Origin of the sequence: Paenibacillus sp. 1001270B_150601_E10 (assembly GCF_015558675.1) — a bacterium.
Classification (GTDB): Bacteria; Bacillota; Bacilli; order Paenibacillales; family Paenibacillaceae; genus Paenibacillus_B.
The window spans coordinates 476,420-496,363 of the sequence record NZ_JADMOL010000001.1; the positions used below are offsets into that span (position 1 = coordinate 476,420).

The following is a 19,944-nucleotide window of genomic DNA, read 5'->3' on the forward strand; positions in this document are numbered from 1 at the left end:
CAGCCTAAAAGCCGATAATTTGACCATTTTATCCAGAAGAAGCGGTCTTCTAATTCAGTTATCATCTTTGACTTTGATTTGGTTCTGATTCTATGATGAGAAGTACGATTATGACGTAAAACAGGGAGGTTCGGAAATGGAGTCGCTTACATTTTCACGAAAGCAAATGTCTCAATTGCTTTATACGCTAGCAAAGATAGCCAAGCAGCGACAGCATGCGCCTGCGATTCGCCAATCGCTTCAAGAATTGCAGGAAGAATGGCTCCAGAACCAGCAGGGTGCTGAATCCATAAATAGCTCTGCTCATAAGCTTACGATCCGCCTCCCGTTTATAGTAGATAAATTTATTCGAAGCGGCATCTTGTCTGAAGGCCTCTCTTTAAATGAAATCGTGGCCCTTGGCAATCATGTGGAGTATACGAACTTCTCTGTTACCTCCGTGCAGAACTGGGTAAAGCGTGAGATCCGAAGCGTAATCGGCTCTCCTAGACTCGGGAAAAAATATGATCTGCAGCAGGCGGCGATCATTCTAATCGTCGAAGATCTTCGTTCCACACTAACATTGGATGAAATTCGCCATATGCTCACAGCGCTTAGAATCCATTGTCAGGAATCTGAGCCGGTCATCGAGCCATTGAAGCTGTATCAGCTCTATAGTACATTATATGAAGTATTGGACCAAGATAACGATCAAATTATCGACGTTCATTTATTTGATCCGTTACGACATCATCATGATGGTCATCTCGAATCGGTGATTCGTACGAAGACCGAGGAGTTCTTGAAGAAGCATCTACCAGAAATGCAGGAACATCAGGTAATGCTGCGTGACACTATGGTTATTGCTCTAGCCTCTTTGCAAACCATCTTCTTCCAATACTTGTCAAGGCAGTATTTACACAGCATGCTAAAGACTCAAACGAATCTTGAAGGATAAGCCGGGCTTATCCTTTTTTTATGCTTATCAAGTTGGATTATGAGGAACCTTTACATCAACTCCCGACCCACTTTGTTGTTATATCTCAATTTAGATAATTATAGGATTCATAATTATTGGTAATTCTCTCTTGTGTTGTTCATCTGTCATGCTTACCCTCCTTGACAAAACCTTAATAACATTCGGCTCTTTGCTACAAGTAAACACTCGCTTTCCCGATTGCTCCTAAATCGCAATGAAAAGGATTGGTTTTCCTTTCATTTGAAACAATACAATTTGGTAAAAATATCTATGTTTATGTTTTTCTAAACTTAGTGTCATTTGACTTGTAAAAGTTATCCGATTTATCACCGTTTATCAATATTCAACAAAAAGCCGTAGTGATGCTGGTTTTCGGGGTTTCTGCTTTATCATTGTTTATCATGATTTATCACTTTTAACATGGTTTTTGTGGGTAGTGTGTGGGTAAAATATGTGCCAGAATAATAAAAGAGAGCCGTGAGGGTTAACTCAACAGCTCTTTATATTACCCCCGCAGCACTTTCATAGTACGTGTCTTGTTCGTTTCAAAATCAATAAATCCTTTTCCTTTTAATCTATCCAAGTATCTATCTATAAAGAAACTATTTCATTCAATGCGAGGTTTTGAACTCGGGGAATAACCCGAGTCAGTAATTACATTCCACAAACAATCGGAATTTTCGTTAATTTCGAATGCTCCCCTTGCATTCTGAATGATCTTCGACCCGTTACATCCTTTAGTTTGTACTGTGCGACGATATGTTCCAAATCTATCAGAAATAACTAGCGAAAGTATGCTGAAATAAAGGAAACCCCATAGCTTATAGGAAATTCCCCGATAAGCTATGGGGCTCATTACATATCATACATATAATATCTATTCCGAGACATCTTGGAATGTTAAACCAGGGAAAACGGTATAATTCTTTAATTGGGTATCACTGATTATGTTTGCATAATCTATTAGGTATCCCTTACTCATATATGGAGCTACATCAAAGTCCCATTCAGCCACAAATGGTGTGGATAAATTCATGTAATGAACTACTTTTACACGTACTTTGTATTGGTCTCCATCGCTCCTACCTTCTCCTTTTCTTTTATCATCTACAATTTTTTTAGCATCTACTATTTTCAGCTCTAAAATGGAAGGATATACGCCTCCTCCTGGTAGTTCGATTGAACCGTTATTCAAGTAACTAGAGGCTATTGTTTTTTTCCAAGCTTCTTCATCCCTTGAATCATATGTAACGAAATACTTATTAATTAAAGATACGATGTCTGCCCATTCTCCCCCAGCCAGATTTAATTTTTCATTCCATAGATCAGGAGTAGAAACCGAAGTGCCGTTTTTCTGATTAATAATTACTGTTTGTTTTTTAGAATCCCAAGTCACATCAGCACCTAATGCCTTAGAAATCGTACTAATAGGAACCATGACTCTTCCATCAACATTGCGAGGCGAAACGTCAGTAGGTACTGTTTGACCGTTTACAACAATTGAAATTTTACCACTAGCAAATGCTCCCCCAATTAACAAAGAGGTAAGAGCAAAAACAAGTGATACAACAATGACCAGCTTTTTCTTCATTTTAAACCTCCTAAAATATACTATTGGACGGAATTCCCAGAATAATGGTATCACACTTATTGATAAATTACATCCTTATCGATCATCGTTTTCAGGGCGTTTATTACAACGTCCTCTAGATTTAACGTAAAACTTTTCTGACAATGTTGGTTGATTAATTGTTGTAACATACATTTCAAGAAATCTTTTGAACTTCATTAGCAAATACATTGGGTCTACACGTTTTTATTAAATATCCTAGTCGATCAAGCACAGTTTTAAAGCGATAGAAGTCACGGCTGCCGTTGTTGGACGTATCGATAATCCCGGCACGTTTGGCATTCACACAAGCCTCCTTAGCCCACTCAGGCGGTTCGTCTATACAAGCTTTCGCTTCGAGTTCTTTAATCCGTTTGTCCTGCTCTTTTACGATCTTCTCCAGCTCCACAATCTTCATCTCGTCATCATCTCCTTTTAATGTTTCAAGTTCTCGACGATACTCAGGCCCTCGCGGCCAATATAGAAATACATCGCCAATGTTCGGAACACTGGCGAGAGATCCCCTGCATACTGGCCCAACATAACTGCCAATGCAATCACAACGAAGATAACGCCCTTACGCACGCCCCCCCCAGAACATACTTCACTGTTGACAGTCTTTGTCATAATAGCCCCAAGAAGACCTGTTACATAATCAGCATTCATACAAAACACCAGTAACTTCTAACTAATTTTGATTGCGGAAGCTGGAGAAGATCTTGCAGTTATCCAAGATCGACTTGGTCATAAAAATGATCAAATAACCAGACTTACATACCTCCACGTAACCGAAGGACAGAAAAAACTTGTCCCTGACAGATTCGAAAAGCTCATGAATTCTTAAACACTAACACTTCTTTTGTGGGTGATTCGTGGGTAACTCTATATTTGCAATCTGAACAACTCCCGAAAACACGCGCTACTATAGGCTTAGAAATATAAGGAAACTTTAATCAATCATTTGACATGTAAATGATTTCACAAGTAACATCATACATAGTTGTTCAATCGATAATGATATGTAGATCTTTGAAGGGGAGACTCACAGATGACAGCAAACACACTTGATCCTGCGCTCGAACCCAACAAGGCCAAGCATCCTCCCGGCTTGTACCTTTTATTTTTCACGGAGATGTGGGAACGTTTCAGCTTCTATGGCATGCGAGCCATGCTCGTCTTATATTTGACAGCACAGTACATCAGCGGGGGCTTAGGCTTTGCAGAAAGCTCAGCAATCGCGATCTACGGCTTCTTCGTAGGAGCCTGCTACTTTACACCGCTCCTTGGCGGCTATCTATCCGACCGTTATCTCGGCAGACGAAGATCCATCACGATCGGCGGGCTTTGTATCGCAATCGGTAACTTCTCTTTATTTGCTGTACAGACCCATGCATTCATGTATCTTGGACTTGCCTTGATTATTATCGGCAACGGCTTCTTTAAGCCTAATGTATCGACATTAGTAGGAGAGCTGTACCCTAAGAATGACAAGCGAGTAGACTCGGCTTATACCATATTCTACATGGGGATTAACGTGGGCAGCTTCTTAGCCCCATTAGTCTGCGGTTTCCTTGCGGAGCAATGGTTCAAAGTTGATATGGTAGACTTTATCGTCTATGGGTATAAATATGGCTTCCTTGCTGCAGGCATTGGGATGGTCATTGGCCAGCTGCTATACAACGTTTTGGGCCCTCGTTATCTTGGAGATATTGGGAAGGAGCCTACGAATCAGAAGGAAAAGCATGCGGATGGAGTCAAACAATCCAAAGCTCCGCTTACCGCCACTGAAAAAAGTCAAACGGCGGTTATTCTCATCATCACCTGCTTCGTCATTTTCTTCTGGGCTGGATTTGAACAAGCAGGCAGTCTGTTGACGTTATACACCCAGCAGTTCATCGATAAGGATGTGTTTGGGTTCCAAATTCCTGTTTCCTGGTTCCAATCCGTCAATCCCTTGTTTATTATTGTGTTCGCTCCTATCATATCCGCCTTATGGATGGCGCTCTCTAAGCGGAAACGCGGTGACCTGAGCTTTGCAACAAAGATGGGAGTTGGCATGGTGCTTCTCGGAATTGGATATATGGTGCTGCTTATTGCGGTCAATCAAACGGGTAGTGATCCCGCGCAAGCCACCAAGCAGGCGAGCATTCTATTTATTTTGGGCACCTACTTCTTCCATACGATTGGTGAACTATTCCTATCTCCTGTAGGGCTATCCTTAGTCAATAAGATATCGCCGGCAAAGCTGACCTCTCTCTTGATGGGTGTATGGTTGGCGAGCACGGGGGTTGCAAATATTATCGGCGGGCAATTTGCTTCTAAAATAAACGCCCTTGGCTACTTCAAGACATTCGGCATTATTGGAGGCTTATCAATTGCGCTTGGTCTTATCTTGTTGCTGTGCTCGAAGAAGCTGACGCAAATGGCTCAAATAGATGCCAACTAATCTTACGGACTCACGTTTAAGTCCATCGATTTCATGAAATGAGCTGGCATGCAACACGACTATAATGAATAAAAGAGCATCCATACCTGATGGATGCTCTTTTATATAGGGATACCTGATCTAGGACGAAACAACAGATTGGAACAGCTCATCTGGAACACGAGCGTCCCAAGCGCTGGGCTGCTCGATGCCAAGGGCAGCCAGCACAACCGCAGCTGTATCCTTGAATGTCACTTCATCGATATTTGCATTAGGGTTAACACATGGACCTACTGCACCCCAGAATACTGTACGGTCCAAAGGATGATCCGAGCCGTGATTGAATGGATCCGCTCCACCGCCGCCATGATCGGTTACGAATACGATCAAGCTATCATCCATCCAGCCACGCTGTTCGATGACCGCCAGCACCTTTCCAAGCTGTGCATCTGCAGTCTCGATACCACGAAGCTGATCATCCGTATTGTAGCCATAGCGATGCCCTGCACCATCTGGACCATCAAGCGCCAAATAGAAAAGCTGAACATCTTCTACTTTGCTTAAGTATTCGCAGGCAGCTTCTGTCAATGCCTCATCATCTTTAACCACTTTATGAACATCAATTGACTCTTCAACTAAACCAAAGTTAATCGGTTCCCAGCATGTAAAAGAAGCAAGCGTCCACTCTGGATGCTGGTCACGTGCCGCCTTAAAAAAAGAAGGGTACGGTGAATCAAGTGGGAACCGCTCAACAGCGGCTCGATTGTTATCATAGCCGTGCTTATCTGGAGTTACGCCGTGAAGCATCGACCCCCAGCACTGTGCGCTGATTGTTGGCATTTCGGTTTGCGCGTTATATGTTATCACTCCCTGCTTGGCAACGGCCTTAGGGATATGAACAGCATTCGAACGCTGCAGGAAGTTCCCTGCTCCATCCATTCCTAATACAAATACTCGGTTAACTGACTTGCCCATCTCTTCCCACTCTCCTTCGTTGTGCGTCCTGCTACTCTCATCTTAGGATTATGCAAACGGAATCAGAATGGACAAATGTATCGTATTTATGCTTTTTCGTTCTGCTCAATACTACAAAACGAGACCCACTAAAACAGAGGACAGGATAGAGGCTAACGTCGAGCCGTACAGCAGCTTTAAGCCAAACTGCGCGACCTCCTCACCCCGCTTCTCATTCAATGCTTTTACCGCCCCTGTAATGATGCCAATCGAGCTAAAGTTTGCAAAGCTCACAAGGAATACCGACACAATGCCTATTGTTCGTTCAGACATTCCAGCCGCAATCTCCTTGAAGTTCAGCATGGCGACAAATTCATTGGTAACAAGCTTGGTTGCCATAATGCCGCCGGCTCTCACGGCCTCCGACCATGGGATGCCCATTACAAATGCGATAGGCGCAAAGATAAAGCCGAGTATTTCCTGGAACGAGATGCCAAAGATCATGCCGAATAGGCTATTGATCATCTCCATCAGCGCGATAAATCCAATCAGCATGGCCCCAACGATAATGGCTACCTTGAAGCCGTCCATAACGCTCTCGCTAATCATCTGGAAGAAGGATTCCTTCTCCCCTTTCTCCTCCACAACCGTTACATCCTCTTCAGGAGTCAGTTTGTATGGATTGATCAGATTCGCGATGATAAGTGCGGAGAAGATATTTAGAATAATCGCGACCACAACGTAGCGAGGAGAAAGCATCGTCATATAGGCTCCTACGATCGCTGCGCTAACTGCACTCATGGCAGAGGTACAGAGCGTATACAATCTTCGCTTCGAGATCACATCCAGCTGCCTTTTCGTTGTCAGGAACACCTCGGATTGTCCCAATATGGCAGCAGAGACCGCTACATAGTTCTCGAGCTTTCCCATTCCATTAAGCTTGCTCAATACGATCCCAATGCCCTTGATGATAAGGGGGAGTATCTTGATGTAATTCAGAATTCCGATCAGTACAGAGATGAATACGATTGGGAGCAGCACATCAAGGAAGAACGTCGACATGCCTTCATTCTCTAAACCTCCAAACACAAAGTCCACCCCCGTAATCCCGTACTCCATTAGCTTTGCAAATGTATCTGCGATGACCTGAATGAGAATAATCCCGACATTTGTATTCAAAATGAGCAGCTCCAACAAGATCTGCACCACCAGCATCGCAAGTATGGACTTATATCGAATACCTTTTCGGTTGTTGCTCACTGCGTAGGCCAGCACAAAGACAAGCAGCAACCCCAGCACTACAAATACATATTTCATCCTAACATCCTCCATCCATATCAACACAAAAAGGGATACCGTTTTATAACAGTATCCCTTGATGGACAGAAAATTATGTTCAGGCTGCCAAATGGCCCAAATCGGCTTGCTACTTGAATGTGCGCCAATCTGACTTGTCGTTGGCAAGCAGGTACTCAAAGTCATTCTCAAGGCGCTTCTTCTCTGCCTTGCGCGCCTCTTCCTTCTCCTTGAGCTCCTTCACTTTGCGCTCCGCCTCCTGAGACTTAAGGTCATCTGCCTGTGTCTTCAGCTTATTCAACACTTCGCTGCTAAGCAAATCCTTAAGCGTTGCGGCTTTCGGCGGTGCGGTCGGATCATTCGCCTGAGGCGCTTGTCTTTTATGCTTCGCCATCGTCGTCACCTCTCTTTTATCCTTCTACGAGTATACCAGATATGCGCTTGATTGTAGAAGGACAAGAAGGATTGCGCGAGCTTAAGCTTCATCCCACAGGCTTCTTAGGTTATCCATTCCGATGCGCGAGGCTTCCTTGCATTCTTCCATTCCTTCAAACTCAATCGTGATATAGCCGTCATAGCCAGAGTCCTTGATCAGCTTGATAATCTTGCGAACTGGAATATCACCATGGCCTAGAATCGCACCGCGAAGATAGTTGCCATTCGTCGTGCGGAACCAGTCTCCCCCGCCTGGGTTCTCATCATAAGGACGGAAGTAGAAGTCCTTGAAGTGAACAAGGGAGGCATAAGGAAGATTCTTCATCACGCCGATGATAGGATCCTCATCCACACACATGAAGTTACCGATATCAAGCGTTGTTTTAAAGTTTGGACGATTCACCGCATGAAGCACGCGCTGCACACGATCGCTTGCTTGAACGCTGAATCCATGATTCTCAATGGTCGTCGTAATGCCCTTAGTTGCTGCATAGTCTGCGATCAGTTGGCTTCCTCTTACGATAAGCGGCAAGCTCTCTTCCATCCATTGAATCGTCATCTTCTCTTTCGGCAGCGTAAACGCTGTCACGTCATGGCGCATATGCTTCATGCCAAGACGCTCAATCAGATCCACGTGCTGTTTCAAGCGGGCGACTTCCTCTTGGAAAGCCTCTTCCGTCTCCTGCACAAAGTTAGCCGGCATAGAGTAGTTGGACAGCTCAATTCCTGCTTCCTTCGCCTTTTCACGTACTGCATCCGCAAGCTCAAGATTGTCGACCAACGTATACCCGTATGGAACAATCTCCATATGCTCTCCGCCATTGTCTGCAATCCATTGAATCGCATCCAGGATCGTCATTTCTCCAGATTTAAGCGCATTCAATAAGCTGTACGAGCTCAAACCTATCTTCATTGTGCTTCACCTCTACCCATTGTTGTCTGTGATGGATAGCCAAACTGCATCCTGAGCAGGAATGTTAAGGGTAACACTAATTCGTTGATGCTGGTCCACATCACACCGATATTCTCTACCCTGTCGATCCCGAACAATAGCCGTTTGACTAATACCAGTATAATACAACGGGAGCTCCACTGTCTGTACCATTTCTTCATTTGTAGGGTTATGGATAACAGCTAATCCTTTGATAGACAATGTAGGATTCACATGCATAATACCATCATAGCCTCTTCCATCCGGCCTTCTAAGATGAATCATATCGGATTCCAGGATATCTCGATACTGCTTAAAGAAGTCAACCCATCGCTTTACGACCTGCTTGGTCTCCTCTGTATCATAGACACGGAAGCCTCGGTACATCGCTTGAACACCTGCTGTAAAATTGTTTCTTAAATGCGCATCATAGGCATCTAAGTGTTCACTTAACGGCTCTAAGGTTGAATCGGATCCACCGCCTTGATAGGAGGTAAGGGGCACGAACATCCAGCCCATGCTGGGCGTCTTCTCCCAGGTGCCATCGAATATATTTTGCCGAGACAAAATGATTTGACGCTCTCTAGGCAGCGCCCAGTTCACTTCTCGATAACCCATACCGGCCTTGTTTGAGCCCATAAAAAAATACCAATCCGGCACATTCAGATAAATACCTTTTTCTCTGCACCATTTATAAAAATTAGTGATACGTCTCCACTGTTTCCACTGTGAATCCTCTCTTCCTTCATGTCCAGGATGAGTGGTTGATTCACAGATGTCTCCTGGATATGAGCCGTCGTGCTCCAGAACGTCAAAGCCTGTTTGCTCAAAGAAGTGCCGAAGCTTCCGAAAATAATCCTGTCCCCACTCGCTTTCCAGACACGGTGAATGAATATAGTACGCGCCATTCGGATTCACTACGTCATGCTCTTTGCTAATCGACCTAGAAGCAAGCAGCGAATAGCCTCCTAGCGCAATTCCCTTCTCATGCGCATAATCAGCAAGCTCTCTCAATGCGGCAAGATACGCGAGATCTTCGTTTTCCATGTCCAAGCCGCTGCCAAAGGATAGAATCACCATTTCAAAGCCAACCTCTGCGCATTGGTCAATGGCATCCTTCACAACTTGCGGCTCGATGCTTTTTACATGAAGAGTGATGGGATTCTCTTGAACCCAGGGCGCCATCAAGCGATACATCTTCCGCTGTGCCAGCCCCTTGCGTTCACGATCCATGCTGTCCTGTATCAACTCGAAGGTACGAAAAGTCTTAAATCGTTCCCCGCTCTCGATCATGACATTAGGTCCTATAGGCGGCTTGCTGATCAGCATCGCAGGTGTAAGGCGATCATAATTCACTTGGGTCAGATACTGTGGATCAGTGACCCAATGCGTCGTTCGGTTCGCTTTACGCTGTGCCATCCCTTGGAACGAATAATCGCTCTCTACATGAAGATTCGGGTATTCCCAGCGGTCAGGCGTCTCAACCGGAGAATCCCATTCCACAACGGCAAGGCATTCGCTAATAAAGGCATTGAGTCGTACATCTTTTTCACCCTGATTATGGATCTCCACCCATTTACTCATCAGCGGAATGCCATCGTACATTTCATAATGCACCGTAACTTGCAGCCCTTGCAGCGCTTCCAGCTTGCTTCTAAACATAAGGTGAAGAGATACTCCTGAAGCGATCCAAGGCCGCTGCGTCGAGAAGGAGCCCGCTTTAGAAGGAAAACGCGGCTTCACGGTTCCGATATCATAACCCGCAAACTGAAAAGCTTCTGGATCTGCTGTCAGCTCCTCTATCCACTCCTTTTTCAAATAGGCATAGTCTGGCTGACCTGACAATCCTCCGACAGCGACTTCCTGACCGTCCAAAGTAAGGATCGCTTCCGGCTTCACGCCACGAATGATCGTTTCTCCTGTCATAAGATTATCAAAGGCTACCGTTGCAGCATTAGGCTCAAGTCTCCATGTTCGAGAAATTAAGCCGTTGGACAGCGTGATCTCCTGTTGCTGTGATGAAACCTTGAATTCCGCCCGATATAACGCAGGTGTTATGAACCAATCCTTCTTCATGTGCTTGCTTCCCTCTCTTCTATGTTACTTGTTCTCTAAATAGATCTTCTGAGCCTCTTCCAACACTTTGTCTCCGCCCATCTTCTTCCATTCTTGAACATAGGAATCAAACTCATCAAGCGACTTTCTGCCTGTAATAAAATCTATGAACGTCTCCATCGTATATTGATTAAGCCGATCCTGATATTCGTTTAACACAGGCTTCTGATAAGGGTTCAGAATATCATAGATTTTCGTACTCTTTGCTCTTGTTTCCTTCCCAAGCTCACGAAGATTTTTATCTGCTGTATACGACGTTTGGAACTCATAATCATTAAAGGAGCCGGACATCGAATACGAGCCAAAGGCAATGCCCCGTTTATCCCGCTCCTTCTGGTCATCATACGGTGGAATATATTGTACGACGCCATTCTCATCACGTTTCCAGTGCGTTCCTTCTACACCGAAGTTGAACAGCTCATAAAGGTTTGGATCAAACTGTGTAGCTTCAAAGATTTGAAGATATTTGATGAGCTTCTCTTGATCCTTCGCAAGCTGATAGCCAAACATAATGCCTGAGCCATCTGCAGGCGCATATTGGGAGATGCCATAATCTCCGCTTGGCCCTTTAATGCCGCCAGTCGTTGCCCATTTGACATTCGAATCAGCCTTTAGCATCTTGTCGAACATCGACTCATTGCCCAAAAATGCTTTACCCGGCATGAAGTCCCACCAGTACCATTCCCCAGCTCCTGCTTTATTGGTGGAAAGCTTATCTACAAAATTGGTATCCTTATTAACCACAAACTCCGGATCAATCCACTCATTCTTGTACCATCGATTAAGCACCGTAAGTGCTTCCTTAGCACCAGGCTCCATTTCACCGCGAACGATCTTTCCGTCCTTCTCTGTAAAAATGCCAGGATGAACACCATAGGCTCCAAATACGAAGCTAAACATCCCTCCAATGCTTCCACTGGATGCCATTGCCGTAATGCCGTACGTGTCCTTTACTCCATTGCCATCCGGATCTTCATTACGAAACTTTTCCAAGATGATCTCCATCTCTTCAAGGGTCTCAGGCACCTTATCGATGCCAACTTTAGCAAGCCAGTCTTGTCGAATGCCAAGCTGAGTTCCATCTGTACCGATATCCCATACTTCTGGTAAACCATAAATTTTACCATCCCGCTTCACATATTTGAATGGATCTACGGGATCGATATATTTCTTAATCCATTCTGTGTATTTAGGCATATGCGTTTCAATGAGCTCCTGCGGAATCTCTGTGATAATCCCCTGCTTCATATATTTCTCATATTCCGACGTTGAGGTCTTCTTCATCCAATCAGGAATATCCTTGGAGGCTATCATTAAATTTAATTTTTCTTGGTACGCATCAAAGGTCGTTGGGACAAATTCTACCACGACATCAAATTTCTCTTTAATAGCCGTTACGCCAGGAGAGTCTGCTTTCACCCGTTCAGGATAGAATGACCAGAATTCAAGCGTCTTCTTGCTCGTTTCATCTCCGGATTGAGCAGTCGACTTTCCATCTGCTTGCTGACCTGAATGGCTGCAAGCGGATACAAATAATAAAATCAAGGATACGCTAAGCATGCTTAGCAGCGCTTTTTTTATTTTCACTTCAACCAACCCTCTCACATGGTTATTAGCTAAAGCATGATCCGTAGAAATTAATTTGCCGATAGCATGCCTTAACCATTATCACTTATCCTTTAACCGCACCGACCATGACACCCTTGACAAAGTATTTCTGCACAAACGGGTAAACGATCAGCATCGGGATGATTGAAAACATGATAATGGTAGATTGAAGCTGTCGACCGGTAAATTCTGATTGCTGATTCATCGTCTGCATGATAATCGATAGATCACTCGTGTTGTTCTCTAGTATAATTTTGCGAAGCACCACCTGCAGCACTTGGCGTGAAGGGTCCGCGATATAAATCATGCTGTCGAACCAAGCATTCCAATGCCCGACTCCTACCCATAATGCAATGGTTGCAAGCACAGGCTTCGACAATGGCAGCACGATGCGAATGAAGATAGCTCCATATCCTGCTCCGTCCACCACAGCTGACTCTTCCAGCTCATCAGGTATATTCCGAAAGAAATTGCGTACGATCATCACATTGAATGCTCCGATCATACCAGGGATAACCAAAGCCCAGATCGTATTATACAATCCCAATTCCTGAATTAAGAGATAGCTCGGAATCAATCCGCCTCCAAATAGCATCGTGAACAGAATGATGCCTGTGAAGATGCGGTTGCCTGGCAGCTGACGCTTGGCAAGCGGATAAGCTGTAATCGCGGTAAAGGTGACCGATAACAATACACCAAGCACGGTTCGGTAGATCGTATGAAGATAGCCCGACCATAACGCATCATACTGGAATGCGAGCTTGTAGCTGCTTAAAGTGAATTTTGATGGAAACAGCACGATGCCTGTCGAATAAGCAGAGCCTGCCGTCCCTCCTCCATCTAAGGAAATGACCACCTGTGTCCAGAATGGATACAGGGTGATCAGCATAATGACAAACATAATGAAATAAAGAAAGAGATCAATGATTTTGTCACCTGTTGACTTGGTTACAATCAACATGATTCGCAATACCTCCTCTTGACCGCCTCGTGACTACCATAAGGCACTCTCCTCTTGACCCATCCATTTTACAATCTTGTTCACCACGATGATGAGGATAAGGGCGACCACGGACTTGAAGAGGCCAACAGCAGTAGCACGGCTGTAGTTCATTTCAATGAGACCCTGACGGTACACATAGGTATCAATAATATCTGCGACACTGTAGACCTGAGGATTATACATGTTAAATATCTGGTCAAAGCCTGCATCTAGAATTCCTGACATGGACAAGATCAGCATCACCGCAATGACGGGAAACAGCATCGGAGCTGAAATGTAAAACATCCGCTTGAACCTCCCAGCCCCGTCAATAATAGCAGCCTCATAGAGCTGAGGATCAATGTTGGAGATCGCTGCAAAATAAATAATGGAGCCCCATCCAAAGCCTTGATAAATACTTGTTACGATCAGAATGGTTCGAAAGTAAGTAGGATCGGCTAGAAACAAAATCGGCTCGACACCAAACAGCTTCATCACGCCATTCACAGGCCCTTCCAATGAGAAGACCGTGAAGATAATACCACCAAGCACGACCCATGACATAAAATGGGGCAGGTAGGAAACGGTTTGCACTGCCTTTTTATAACGGACATTGGTAATCTCACTTAGCAGCAAAGCAAAAAGAATGGGAATGGGAAAGCCGAAAATAAGCTTGTAAAAGCTAATGATGACGGTATTTTTCAGTACGGAAAAGAAATAAGGATCTGAGAACAGGTCCTGAAAATGCTTAAGCCCTACCCAAGGGCTGCCCAGTATTCCCTCCATAATGTGATAATCTTTAAAGGCAAGCACAACGCCATACATAGGAATGTAATGAAAGATCAAGTAATACAGCATCCCTGGTATGAGCATCAAATAGAGCACCTTTAATTTCTTGAATGGTTTGAACGAGTTCTTCTCGGGAATCATACCTACTTGTTTGATTGCCGTACGCATATCATTCTCCCTCCTTTCCACTTCATGAATAGCTCCTACTGATACTATAACAACTCGTTCTTGAGCCGTAATTATCAGATATCTTTGATTCGTTTCAGATTTCTATGAAGACAGAGCGATTTAACATCGAGTTTGATTTCCGATTAAAAAAAGCAGCCCCTTAAGGAGCTGCCTTTGCTTCGAACGTGACCACTGGAAGATTAATGCTCACTCTGGTCCCGTTTCCAACATTACTTTGAAGTTGTATCCCGTACTCAACGCCAAATGTTAACTGAATCCGCTCATTTACATTTTTCAACCCATAGCTGTCCGATTCCGTTGACAACAAGCCTGTTAAGCGTTCCCCGGATATTCCTGCTCCATTGTCCTCTATCATAAAGACAAGCTCCTTCTCAACCATAGCAGCACGAATGATAAGCTGCCCTCTACGAGCAATCTTCTTTAGCCCGTGTTCAATCGCATTTTCCACAATGGGCTGCAAGATGAGATTGATCGTCTGATAGTCAAGCACATCCTCCTCTACCTCATACTGAACATCAAAGAAATGATCCTTCATGATTTGCACGATCTCAAGATAGGAGCGGATGTTATGAAGCTCATCCCGCACGGATATCCGCTGATTCCCTTTGTTTAAAGCCGTCCGATAAAATTTGGACAAGGAGGTAACGACATGACTGATCTCATGCTCATCATGCTCAATCGCCTTAAAGTTAATCAAGGACAGCGTATTATATAAAAAATGAGGGTTAATCTGAGATTGCAGCGCGCGAAGCTCCGCCTCTTTCTTCACGAGCTGGTTCGCATACACCTCTTGTATGAGACGATTAACCTGGTGTACCATATCGCTGAAATGTTCCGTTAGCTGTCCAATCTCATCCTTCGACGTATTGGCAATGCGCACATCGAGATCCCCACGCTTTACTCTCTTCATCCAACCAACGAGTCGGTCTATTCTTCGAATCATCCTACTTGAAAGCAGCAGGCTGATGATCAGCACGGCAATCGCGCACAGACTAATCACTAGAATCGAAGCTCTCAGGATGCCTGAAGAGCTGGGCTTTACCTGCGACTTCAACACATAACTGTGCAGCGTCCAGTCCGCTTCAGGGATGGCGATATGCTTCACAAGCAACTCCCGACCCCCTACCTCAATCACCCCAGGACCCTGTTGAACAAGTTGTGCTTCGCTTATCGATGGCTGCTGTAATAGAAGATCGTCAAGCTTATGATTGGAATAGAGAATGTGTCCATTTGCATCTGTAAGGATGACCCCCATGTCGCTTGCAAGCTGGTCGATGCCTTGGAAAAATAACTGTTCCTGCATCTCGATATAAAGTGCAGCCTGACGATCCGCGTGCTCAATGCCCGGGAATGGGGCTGCGATATAGATTCGGCCTCCATTCTTACCCCAAATGGACTCCTGCTCTGTCTGCATCTTCACATACCAAGGTTCTTGTTCAACACGAGAAGCGTGCAGCAGATCCCCGCCGTACTCAGGAAGACGGCCTTGCTCATAAATCCTAATATTAAGAATGGACTTATTCAAGGCTCGGATAAAGGTAAGCGATGGATTCACATACTGATCGAGATCCCATCTAAGATTCACCAGGTCATGATAGTCTGTCGTCAGAATCTTTCGAATGGGACTGCTGTACAAGATTGAATTGGCTGTATGCTGATACTGCTGAAGCGTATACCGAAGCGATTCGGCAAGCGTGTCGGCATTCCGCTCTATCGCTTGATTTGCCTGCACATCAAGGAGCTGCTCCGATTGCCTGAAGTTGTACCATCCCAGCACGCCAATCGGTATGACAATAACAAGCAGATAAGATAGAAACAACTTATGCTTGAGCCGGACCCGGCCTATGACCGTTTGGATCGCTGACCGGATCATAAGGGCTGCTCCCTGTACTGGGAAGGAGTCAGTCCATAATAAGTCTTGAATAATGAACAGAAATAGGCAACATTTCGATAGCCCGTCTCGTCGCTTATAGCAGCAATCTTTTTATTCGTGTGATGCAGTAAATATTTAGCCTTATCCATCCGAAGAGATGTCGTAAACTTGACGATGCTCACTCCTTGATGCTTCTTAAAAATGTGGCTCAGGTAATTGGGTGAGAGGTTTACTCTCTCTGCTAGCTCTTCAACGGCTATGTCGCGATTATATTCGCGTTCAATGATCCGGATGACTTCGGAAATGACCCTCTTCCCTGAATCATCCGCTTCCGTATCCTGTGCTACACCATCCTCAATAAGCGACATCATATGTTCCATAAGATCGCTGAGCTTGTTAGTATTATAGATTTTCTCTAGATTGCTTCGGAAATGTTCCCCGTTCTTTATTGACGAAGCACGAATTAGTACCTTTAGCACCTCCATACAGATATACTTAAGATATATAGAGGATACTTGGTTGTTCTCCTGCAGCTGTCCTGCAAGCTGTTGAAAGCGCGTTTGCACTGCCGGATAATTTCTTCGCTCGATTTCTCGCTTGATCTCCTCCAGCATGTCTTCCACAGATACTGGCTCTTGCTCATCTCCGGATACGCTGCCCGTGAAGAAGACTACCCCCTCATCGTAAAAAAACTTGCTGTCTAGGATGCGCTCAAATTCCTGGTACACATCCCTAAGCTGGCCGATCTGATGAACACAACCGCTGCATGCGACATATACCGCCATGTGGTAATGAGTATGAAACCAATGAATGAATTGCTGGCCAATCCGTTCGAGCTCCCTCTTGCTCTCACCATGAACGGCCTCCATAAAGAGCAGGCATTGATTCTCATTCAAGTGAACCCATTCATATTTGCGGGGAATCAGCTGCTCCAGTGCTCTTAGCGCCTCTAGGTTGATTCGGTCAAAAAATCGTTCCCTTGCATCCAAGATCACGACGCGAAGTTCCTCATGCGACTCAAAGCTTGAGGTCATTTCACAAATATCAGCAAGCTGATCCTCTTCCGAAAGCGCAGAGCGATGAATCCAGCGAGAGATCAACCGCTGCTGCTCATATCGCAAGCCATGGTCGTATATCCCTTGCATTCGTGACTGATCCTGTTTCTGCCTGACATCGCGATCACAACGCTCAATCACTTTTGAAAACACTTTCAAAAATTCACTTACTTCTACTGGCTTAAGAATATAGTGAACCGCTTGAAGGTCAATCGCACGCTTCGCGTACTCGAATTCCCCATAAGCACTCATAAAGATGACTTGAATCGGCAGCAACTGCGCCCTAATCTCTTCGACAAGCTGAAGCCCATCCAATTCTTTCATCCGAATATCCGTCAATAGGATATCGATCGGATGCTCTTTTATAAATGCGAGCGCCTCTTCGCCGCTCTCCGCCTCATAAACATCCAGCTTTAAATCATACTTATGGATTAAAAACTTGATTCCATGCCTTTGAAACCCCTCGTCATCCACGATAAGCAGCTTGTACATGCCCGAATCACCATCCTCATGATGTCTTATGGAATTTTAAAGAAGCAGTTCCGCTCTTCTATGCGTACTATGTATCAATCCATCATGTCAAGTGAGGTGCATCGCTTTGAACGGACTTTTCGGCATCTTGTTTCTCCTGCTCGGCGTCTTCGGACTTGTTACACCGCGCCTAGCTTGGTACATCAGCATGGGCTGGCGTATAGAGAATGCGGAGCCCACTCCTGCAGCCCTTATGCTTCAGCGTGTAACCGGCATATTTGCAGCTGTCATCGGACTTGTTCTTCTGCTTGCGGCGTTCAGCAGCACATGAACCTTGTAGCACCTTGTCACGTACTTTATGGCCGGGAGGGATCAGAATGCGAATAAAGAAGCATGTGCTCGCACGCAACACTTCATACTCCACACCTTATTATGTCGTTGAAAGCGACCAAGCCGGACCTGTGGTCATGATTACGGCAGGCATTCATGGCAACGAGATCGGAAGCATTCACGCAGCCCAAAGGCTGATCGACCAACTGCAGGGCAAAAAGCTTCGTCTTCAGGCAGGGACGCTTGTGCTAGTTCCGATTGTCAATCAACAGGCTTATTATCGTCGAATTCGCGGCAAGCCTGACTTGAATCGAACCTTTCCCAAGAGCAGAAGGGGCTCCGCCTCGCATCCACTCTCCAAGGCATTATTTCGCTTGGCAAAGCGCTATAAACCAACTTGGGTGTTTGATTTGCATGAGGCCAATGGGTATTCCAATCTGAACCCGAGCGTGCTAGGCCAATCCTTTATTACGAACAAGGGCAGCAAAGCAATAGCTGCTGTTCAACAAGTTAAACAGCAGCTAAACGGTTCCATATCAGGCCAAACACGCAAATTTACGATCGTAAGGCGGCACAAGCAAGGAACCTTCCGTACCGCTGCTGCGAAGCTGCTTCACGCTCGATCGGTCACCGTCGAGACGTCTTGGGCCATGCCCTTGTCTCATCGCGTTCAATACCAAACGCGCATAGCCAAGCTATTCCTGCGAAAAGCAGGTATCGTGTTGCATGAATCGTAGGACATAAAGCAATTAAAAACCATCCATACTGGATCACACAGCTAAGATTTTGGATCCTCCTCGTCCTGCTCCCATTTTCTTGAATAGGCTTTGTTCGTAATCCAGAACGTTGGCCATGCAATTGCAATCACAATAACAGCGGATGCAATCCAAACCCATGTAGGAACCTCCATCTATAAATCCTCCTTATACATTGCGTTTTCTCCTAATAATATACAATTGAATTTCCCTATCATCATAGTACACCGCATCTTCACTAGCAATGTCCATTTCATGACGATTGTTCAAACTTTAACTATTGCGAGCCGTTCTTAGAAAATGAAAGCTGCCGGGCATGTGCCCGACAGCTTCATCAGAAAATTTGAAATAAGGCTATTCAATCAACAGCATCGGCCGCTTCGTAGGATCACTATCTTCCTTCGATCCATAGATCATCCAGCCAAGAGAGCCATAATTCTGCAGCTGATCCAGCTGAATGGACCAATGACGGTTCCCGGCCAATGCAGCTTGCACAGCTTGAGTAACATCAACAAGAATCTCTTTGCCTGCTTCTGGTACGACGTAAGTCTGAATCAAACTGGAAGAAGCCGGCTTGTTGTTCCATGTTACGCTTGCCTCCTTCCAGCTGACGTCCTCAACCGAGTAGATTGCTCCGGTTGTATGGGTCATGCCAATGCTCTTCGGCACGAGACGAAGCTTAGCGCTTGTGATCGTATTTGGAAGCGAGTCTAGATTGAATTGCAAAAACGATGCGCGCCGATACCCGGAGTTGCTGTCATTTTTAACCACTAAATCAGGCGATGAACCATAGTTCGCATTTGCATAGGAGCCATTGCGAACATAGGCATCCTCGGTTGGACTCAATAAATAGGATTCTTTTTCTAGAATAAGCAATGGTCGATATGAAATGTTCTCATGTTCACGAGAGGCATACGTAACATCTCCCTTTTGCCCTTGATTCGTAGGTGCTGTGATGCGGAATGAGAGCGTCTTGTTCGTTGACAGCGCCTCGTAAACGGAGCTGGTTACATCAACTTCAACAGGCGTCAGTGCAGCAGGAGCAGTCCAGGAGGCGATCACTTCTTCCACAGCAGGCTGATTGTTCCATGTCATCATCGTCTCGTTCCATGATTGGCTGCGGATAATCTCAGCCTGCTGCTTAATGCCGCTCTGGCCGACGCCAACTG

General features: G+C 45.1%; 18 protein-coding genes and 1 pseudogene. 4 read left to right on the forward strand and 15 right to left on the reverse strand.

Translation table 11 applies throughout. The annotated features are described in order from the left end of the window. Window positions 1-136 precede the first annotated feature (136 nt). Entirely contained in the window at window positions 137-937 is an 801-nt protein-coding gene (locus tag I2H74_RS02345) for a DUF1836 domain-containing protein (RefSeq protein WP_195571305.1), read from the forward strand. Window positions 938-1,835: 898 nt separating this feature from the next. On the opposite strand, the gene I2H74_RS02350 is transcribed toward I2H74_RS02345, so the two are convergent. From I2H74_RS02350 to I2H74_RS02360, 3 genes are all read right to left on the reverse strand, one after another. After that, a complete protein-coding gene (locus I2H74_RS02350) occupies window positions 1,836-2,549 on the reverse strand; it encodes a copper amine oxidase N-terminal domain-containing protein (protein WP_195571307.1) in 714 nt (237 codons plus the stop codon). 175 nt (window positions 2,550-2,724) lie between these two features. Beyond that, window positions 2,725-2,985, reverse strand: a complete 261-nt coding sequence (locus I2H74_RS02355) for a hypothetical protein (RefSeq protein WP_195571309.1) — start codon at window positions 2,983-2,985, stop codon at window positions 2,725-2,727. Between the two features lie 17 nt (window positions 2,986-3,002). Continuing rightward, window positions 3,003-3,242 carry a phage holin family protein gene (locus I2H74_RS02360; RefSeq protein WP_195571310.1) on the reverse strand — a complete coding sequence of 80 codons (240 nt, stop codon included), beginning with the start codon at window positions 3,240-3,242 and terminating at the stop codon, window positions 3,003-3,005. Window positions 3,243-3,615: 373 nt separating this feature from the next. Between I2H74_RS02360 and I2H74_RS02365 the strand changes: the two genes are divergently transcribed. Next, window positions 3,616-5,013 (forward strand): peptide MFS transporter, encoded by a 1,398-nt coding sequence (locus I2H74_RS02365; protein ID WP_195571312.1) that lies wholly within the window; start codon window positions 3,616-3,618, stop codon window positions 5,011-5,013. Window positions 5,014-5,133: 120 nt separating this feature from the next. Here the strand turns inward: I2H74_RS02365 and I2H74_RS02370 are convergent, their stop codons facing one another. From I2H74_RS02370 to I2H74_RS02415, 10 genes are all read right to left on the reverse strand, one after another. Beyond that, window positions 5,134-5,967, reverse strand: a complete 834-nt coding sequence (locus I2H74_RS02370) for an alkaline phosphatase family protein (protein WP_195571313.1) — start codon at window positions 5,965-5,967, stop codon at window positions 5,134-5,136. 111 nt (window positions 5,968-6,078) lie between these two features. Then, entirely contained in the window at window positions 6,079-7,263 is a 1,185-nt protein-coding gene (locus tag I2H74_RS02375) for a NupC/NupG family nucleoside CNT transporter (RefSeq protein ID WP_195571315.1), read from the reverse strand. Between the two features lie 109 nt (window positions 7,264-7,372). After that, window positions 7,373-7,636, reverse strand: a complete 264-nt coding sequence (locus tag I2H74_RS02380) for a YqkE family protein (protein ID WP_195571317.1) — start codon at window positions 7,634-7,636, stop codon at window positions 7,373-7,375. 81 nt (window positions 7,637-7,717) lie between these two features. Further along, entirely contained in the window at window positions 7,718-8,590 is an 873-nt protein-coding gene (locus I2H74_RS02385) for a sugar phosphate isomerase/epimerase family protein (protein WP_195571318.1), read from the reverse strand. A gap of 12 nt (window positions 8,591-8,602) precedes the next feature. Continuing rightward, entirely contained in the window at window positions 8,603-10,684 is a 2,082-nt protein-coding gene (locus tag I2H74_RS02390; RefSeq protein WP_195571320.1) for an alpha-galactosidase, read from the reverse strand. 24 nt (window positions 10,685-10,708) lie between these two features. Further along, window positions 10,709-12,310, reverse strand: coding sequence for an extracellular solute-binding protein (locus tag I2H74_RS02395; protein ID WP_195571322.1), 1,602 nt, complete (start codon window positions 12,308-12,310; stop codon window positions 10,709-10,711). Between the two features lie 85 nt (window positions 12,311-12,395). Next, the gene (locus I2H74_RS02400) at window positions 12,396-13,292 is read right to left on the reverse strand and encodes a carbohydrate ABC transporter permease (RefSeq protein WP_195571323.1); all 897 of its coding nucleotides are present in this window, start codon (window positions 13,290-13,292) and stop codon (window positions 12,396-12,398) included. A 33-nt stretch (window positions 13,293-13,325) separates the two neighbouring features. Further along, window positions 13,326-14,270, reverse strand: a complete 945-nt coding sequence (locus I2H74_RS02405; RefSeq protein ID WP_195571324.1) for an ABC transporter permease — start codon at window positions 14,268-14,270, stop codon at window positions 13,326-13,328. A 160-nt stretch (window positions 14,271-14,430) separates the two neighbouring features. Beyond that, window positions 14,431-16,164, reverse strand: a complete 1,734-nt coding sequence (locus I2H74_RS02410; protein ID WP_195571326.1) for a cache domain-containing sensor histidine kinase — start codon at window positions 16,162-16,164, stop codon at window positions 14,431-14,433. Next, on the reverse strand, window positions 16,161-17,711 hold the full coding sequence (locus I2H74_RS02415; RefSeq protein WP_195571327.1) for a response regulator transcription factor: 1,551 nt from the start codon (window positions 17,709-17,711) through the stop codon (window positions 16,161-16,163). The genes I2H74_RS02410 and I2H74_RS02415 overlap by 4 nt, the downstream gene beginning before the upstream one ends. Window positions 17,712-17,817: 106 nt before the next feature. Between I2H74_RS02415 and I2H74_RS02420 the strand changes: the two genes are divergently transcribed. Both I2H74_RS02420 and I2H74_RS02425 read left to right on the forward strand, forming a co-directional pair. Further along, entirely contained in the window at window positions 17,818-18,021 is a 204-nt protein-coding gene (locus tag I2H74_RS02420) for a DUF6199 family natural product biosynthesis protein (protein ID WP_195571329.1), read from the forward strand. 46 nt (window positions 18,022-18,067) lie between these two features. Beyond that, the gene (locus tag I2H74_RS02425) at window positions 18,068-18,757 is read left to right on the forward strand and encodes a succinylglutamate desuccinylase/aspartoacylase family protein (protein WP_195571330.1); all 690 of its coding nucleotides are present in this window, start codon (window positions 18,068-18,070) and stop codon (window positions 18,755-18,757) included. 41 nt (window positions 18,758-18,798) lie between these two features. Here the strand turns inward: I2H74_RS02425 and I2H74_RS24940 are convergent, their stop codons facing one another. Both I2H74_RS24940 and I2H74_RS02430 read right to left on the reverse strand, forming a co-directional pair. Beyond that, on the reverse strand, window positions 18,799-18,930 hold the full coding sequence (locus tag I2H74_RS24940; RefSeq protein WP_267490699.1) for a hypothetical protein: 132 nt from the start codon (window positions 18,928-18,930) through the stop codon (window positions 18,799-18,801). Window positions 18,931-19,129: 199 nt separating this feature from the next. After that, window positions 19,130-19,944, reverse strand: a pseudogene (locus I2H74_RS02430) (DUF7594 domain-containing protein); the annotation flags it as partial.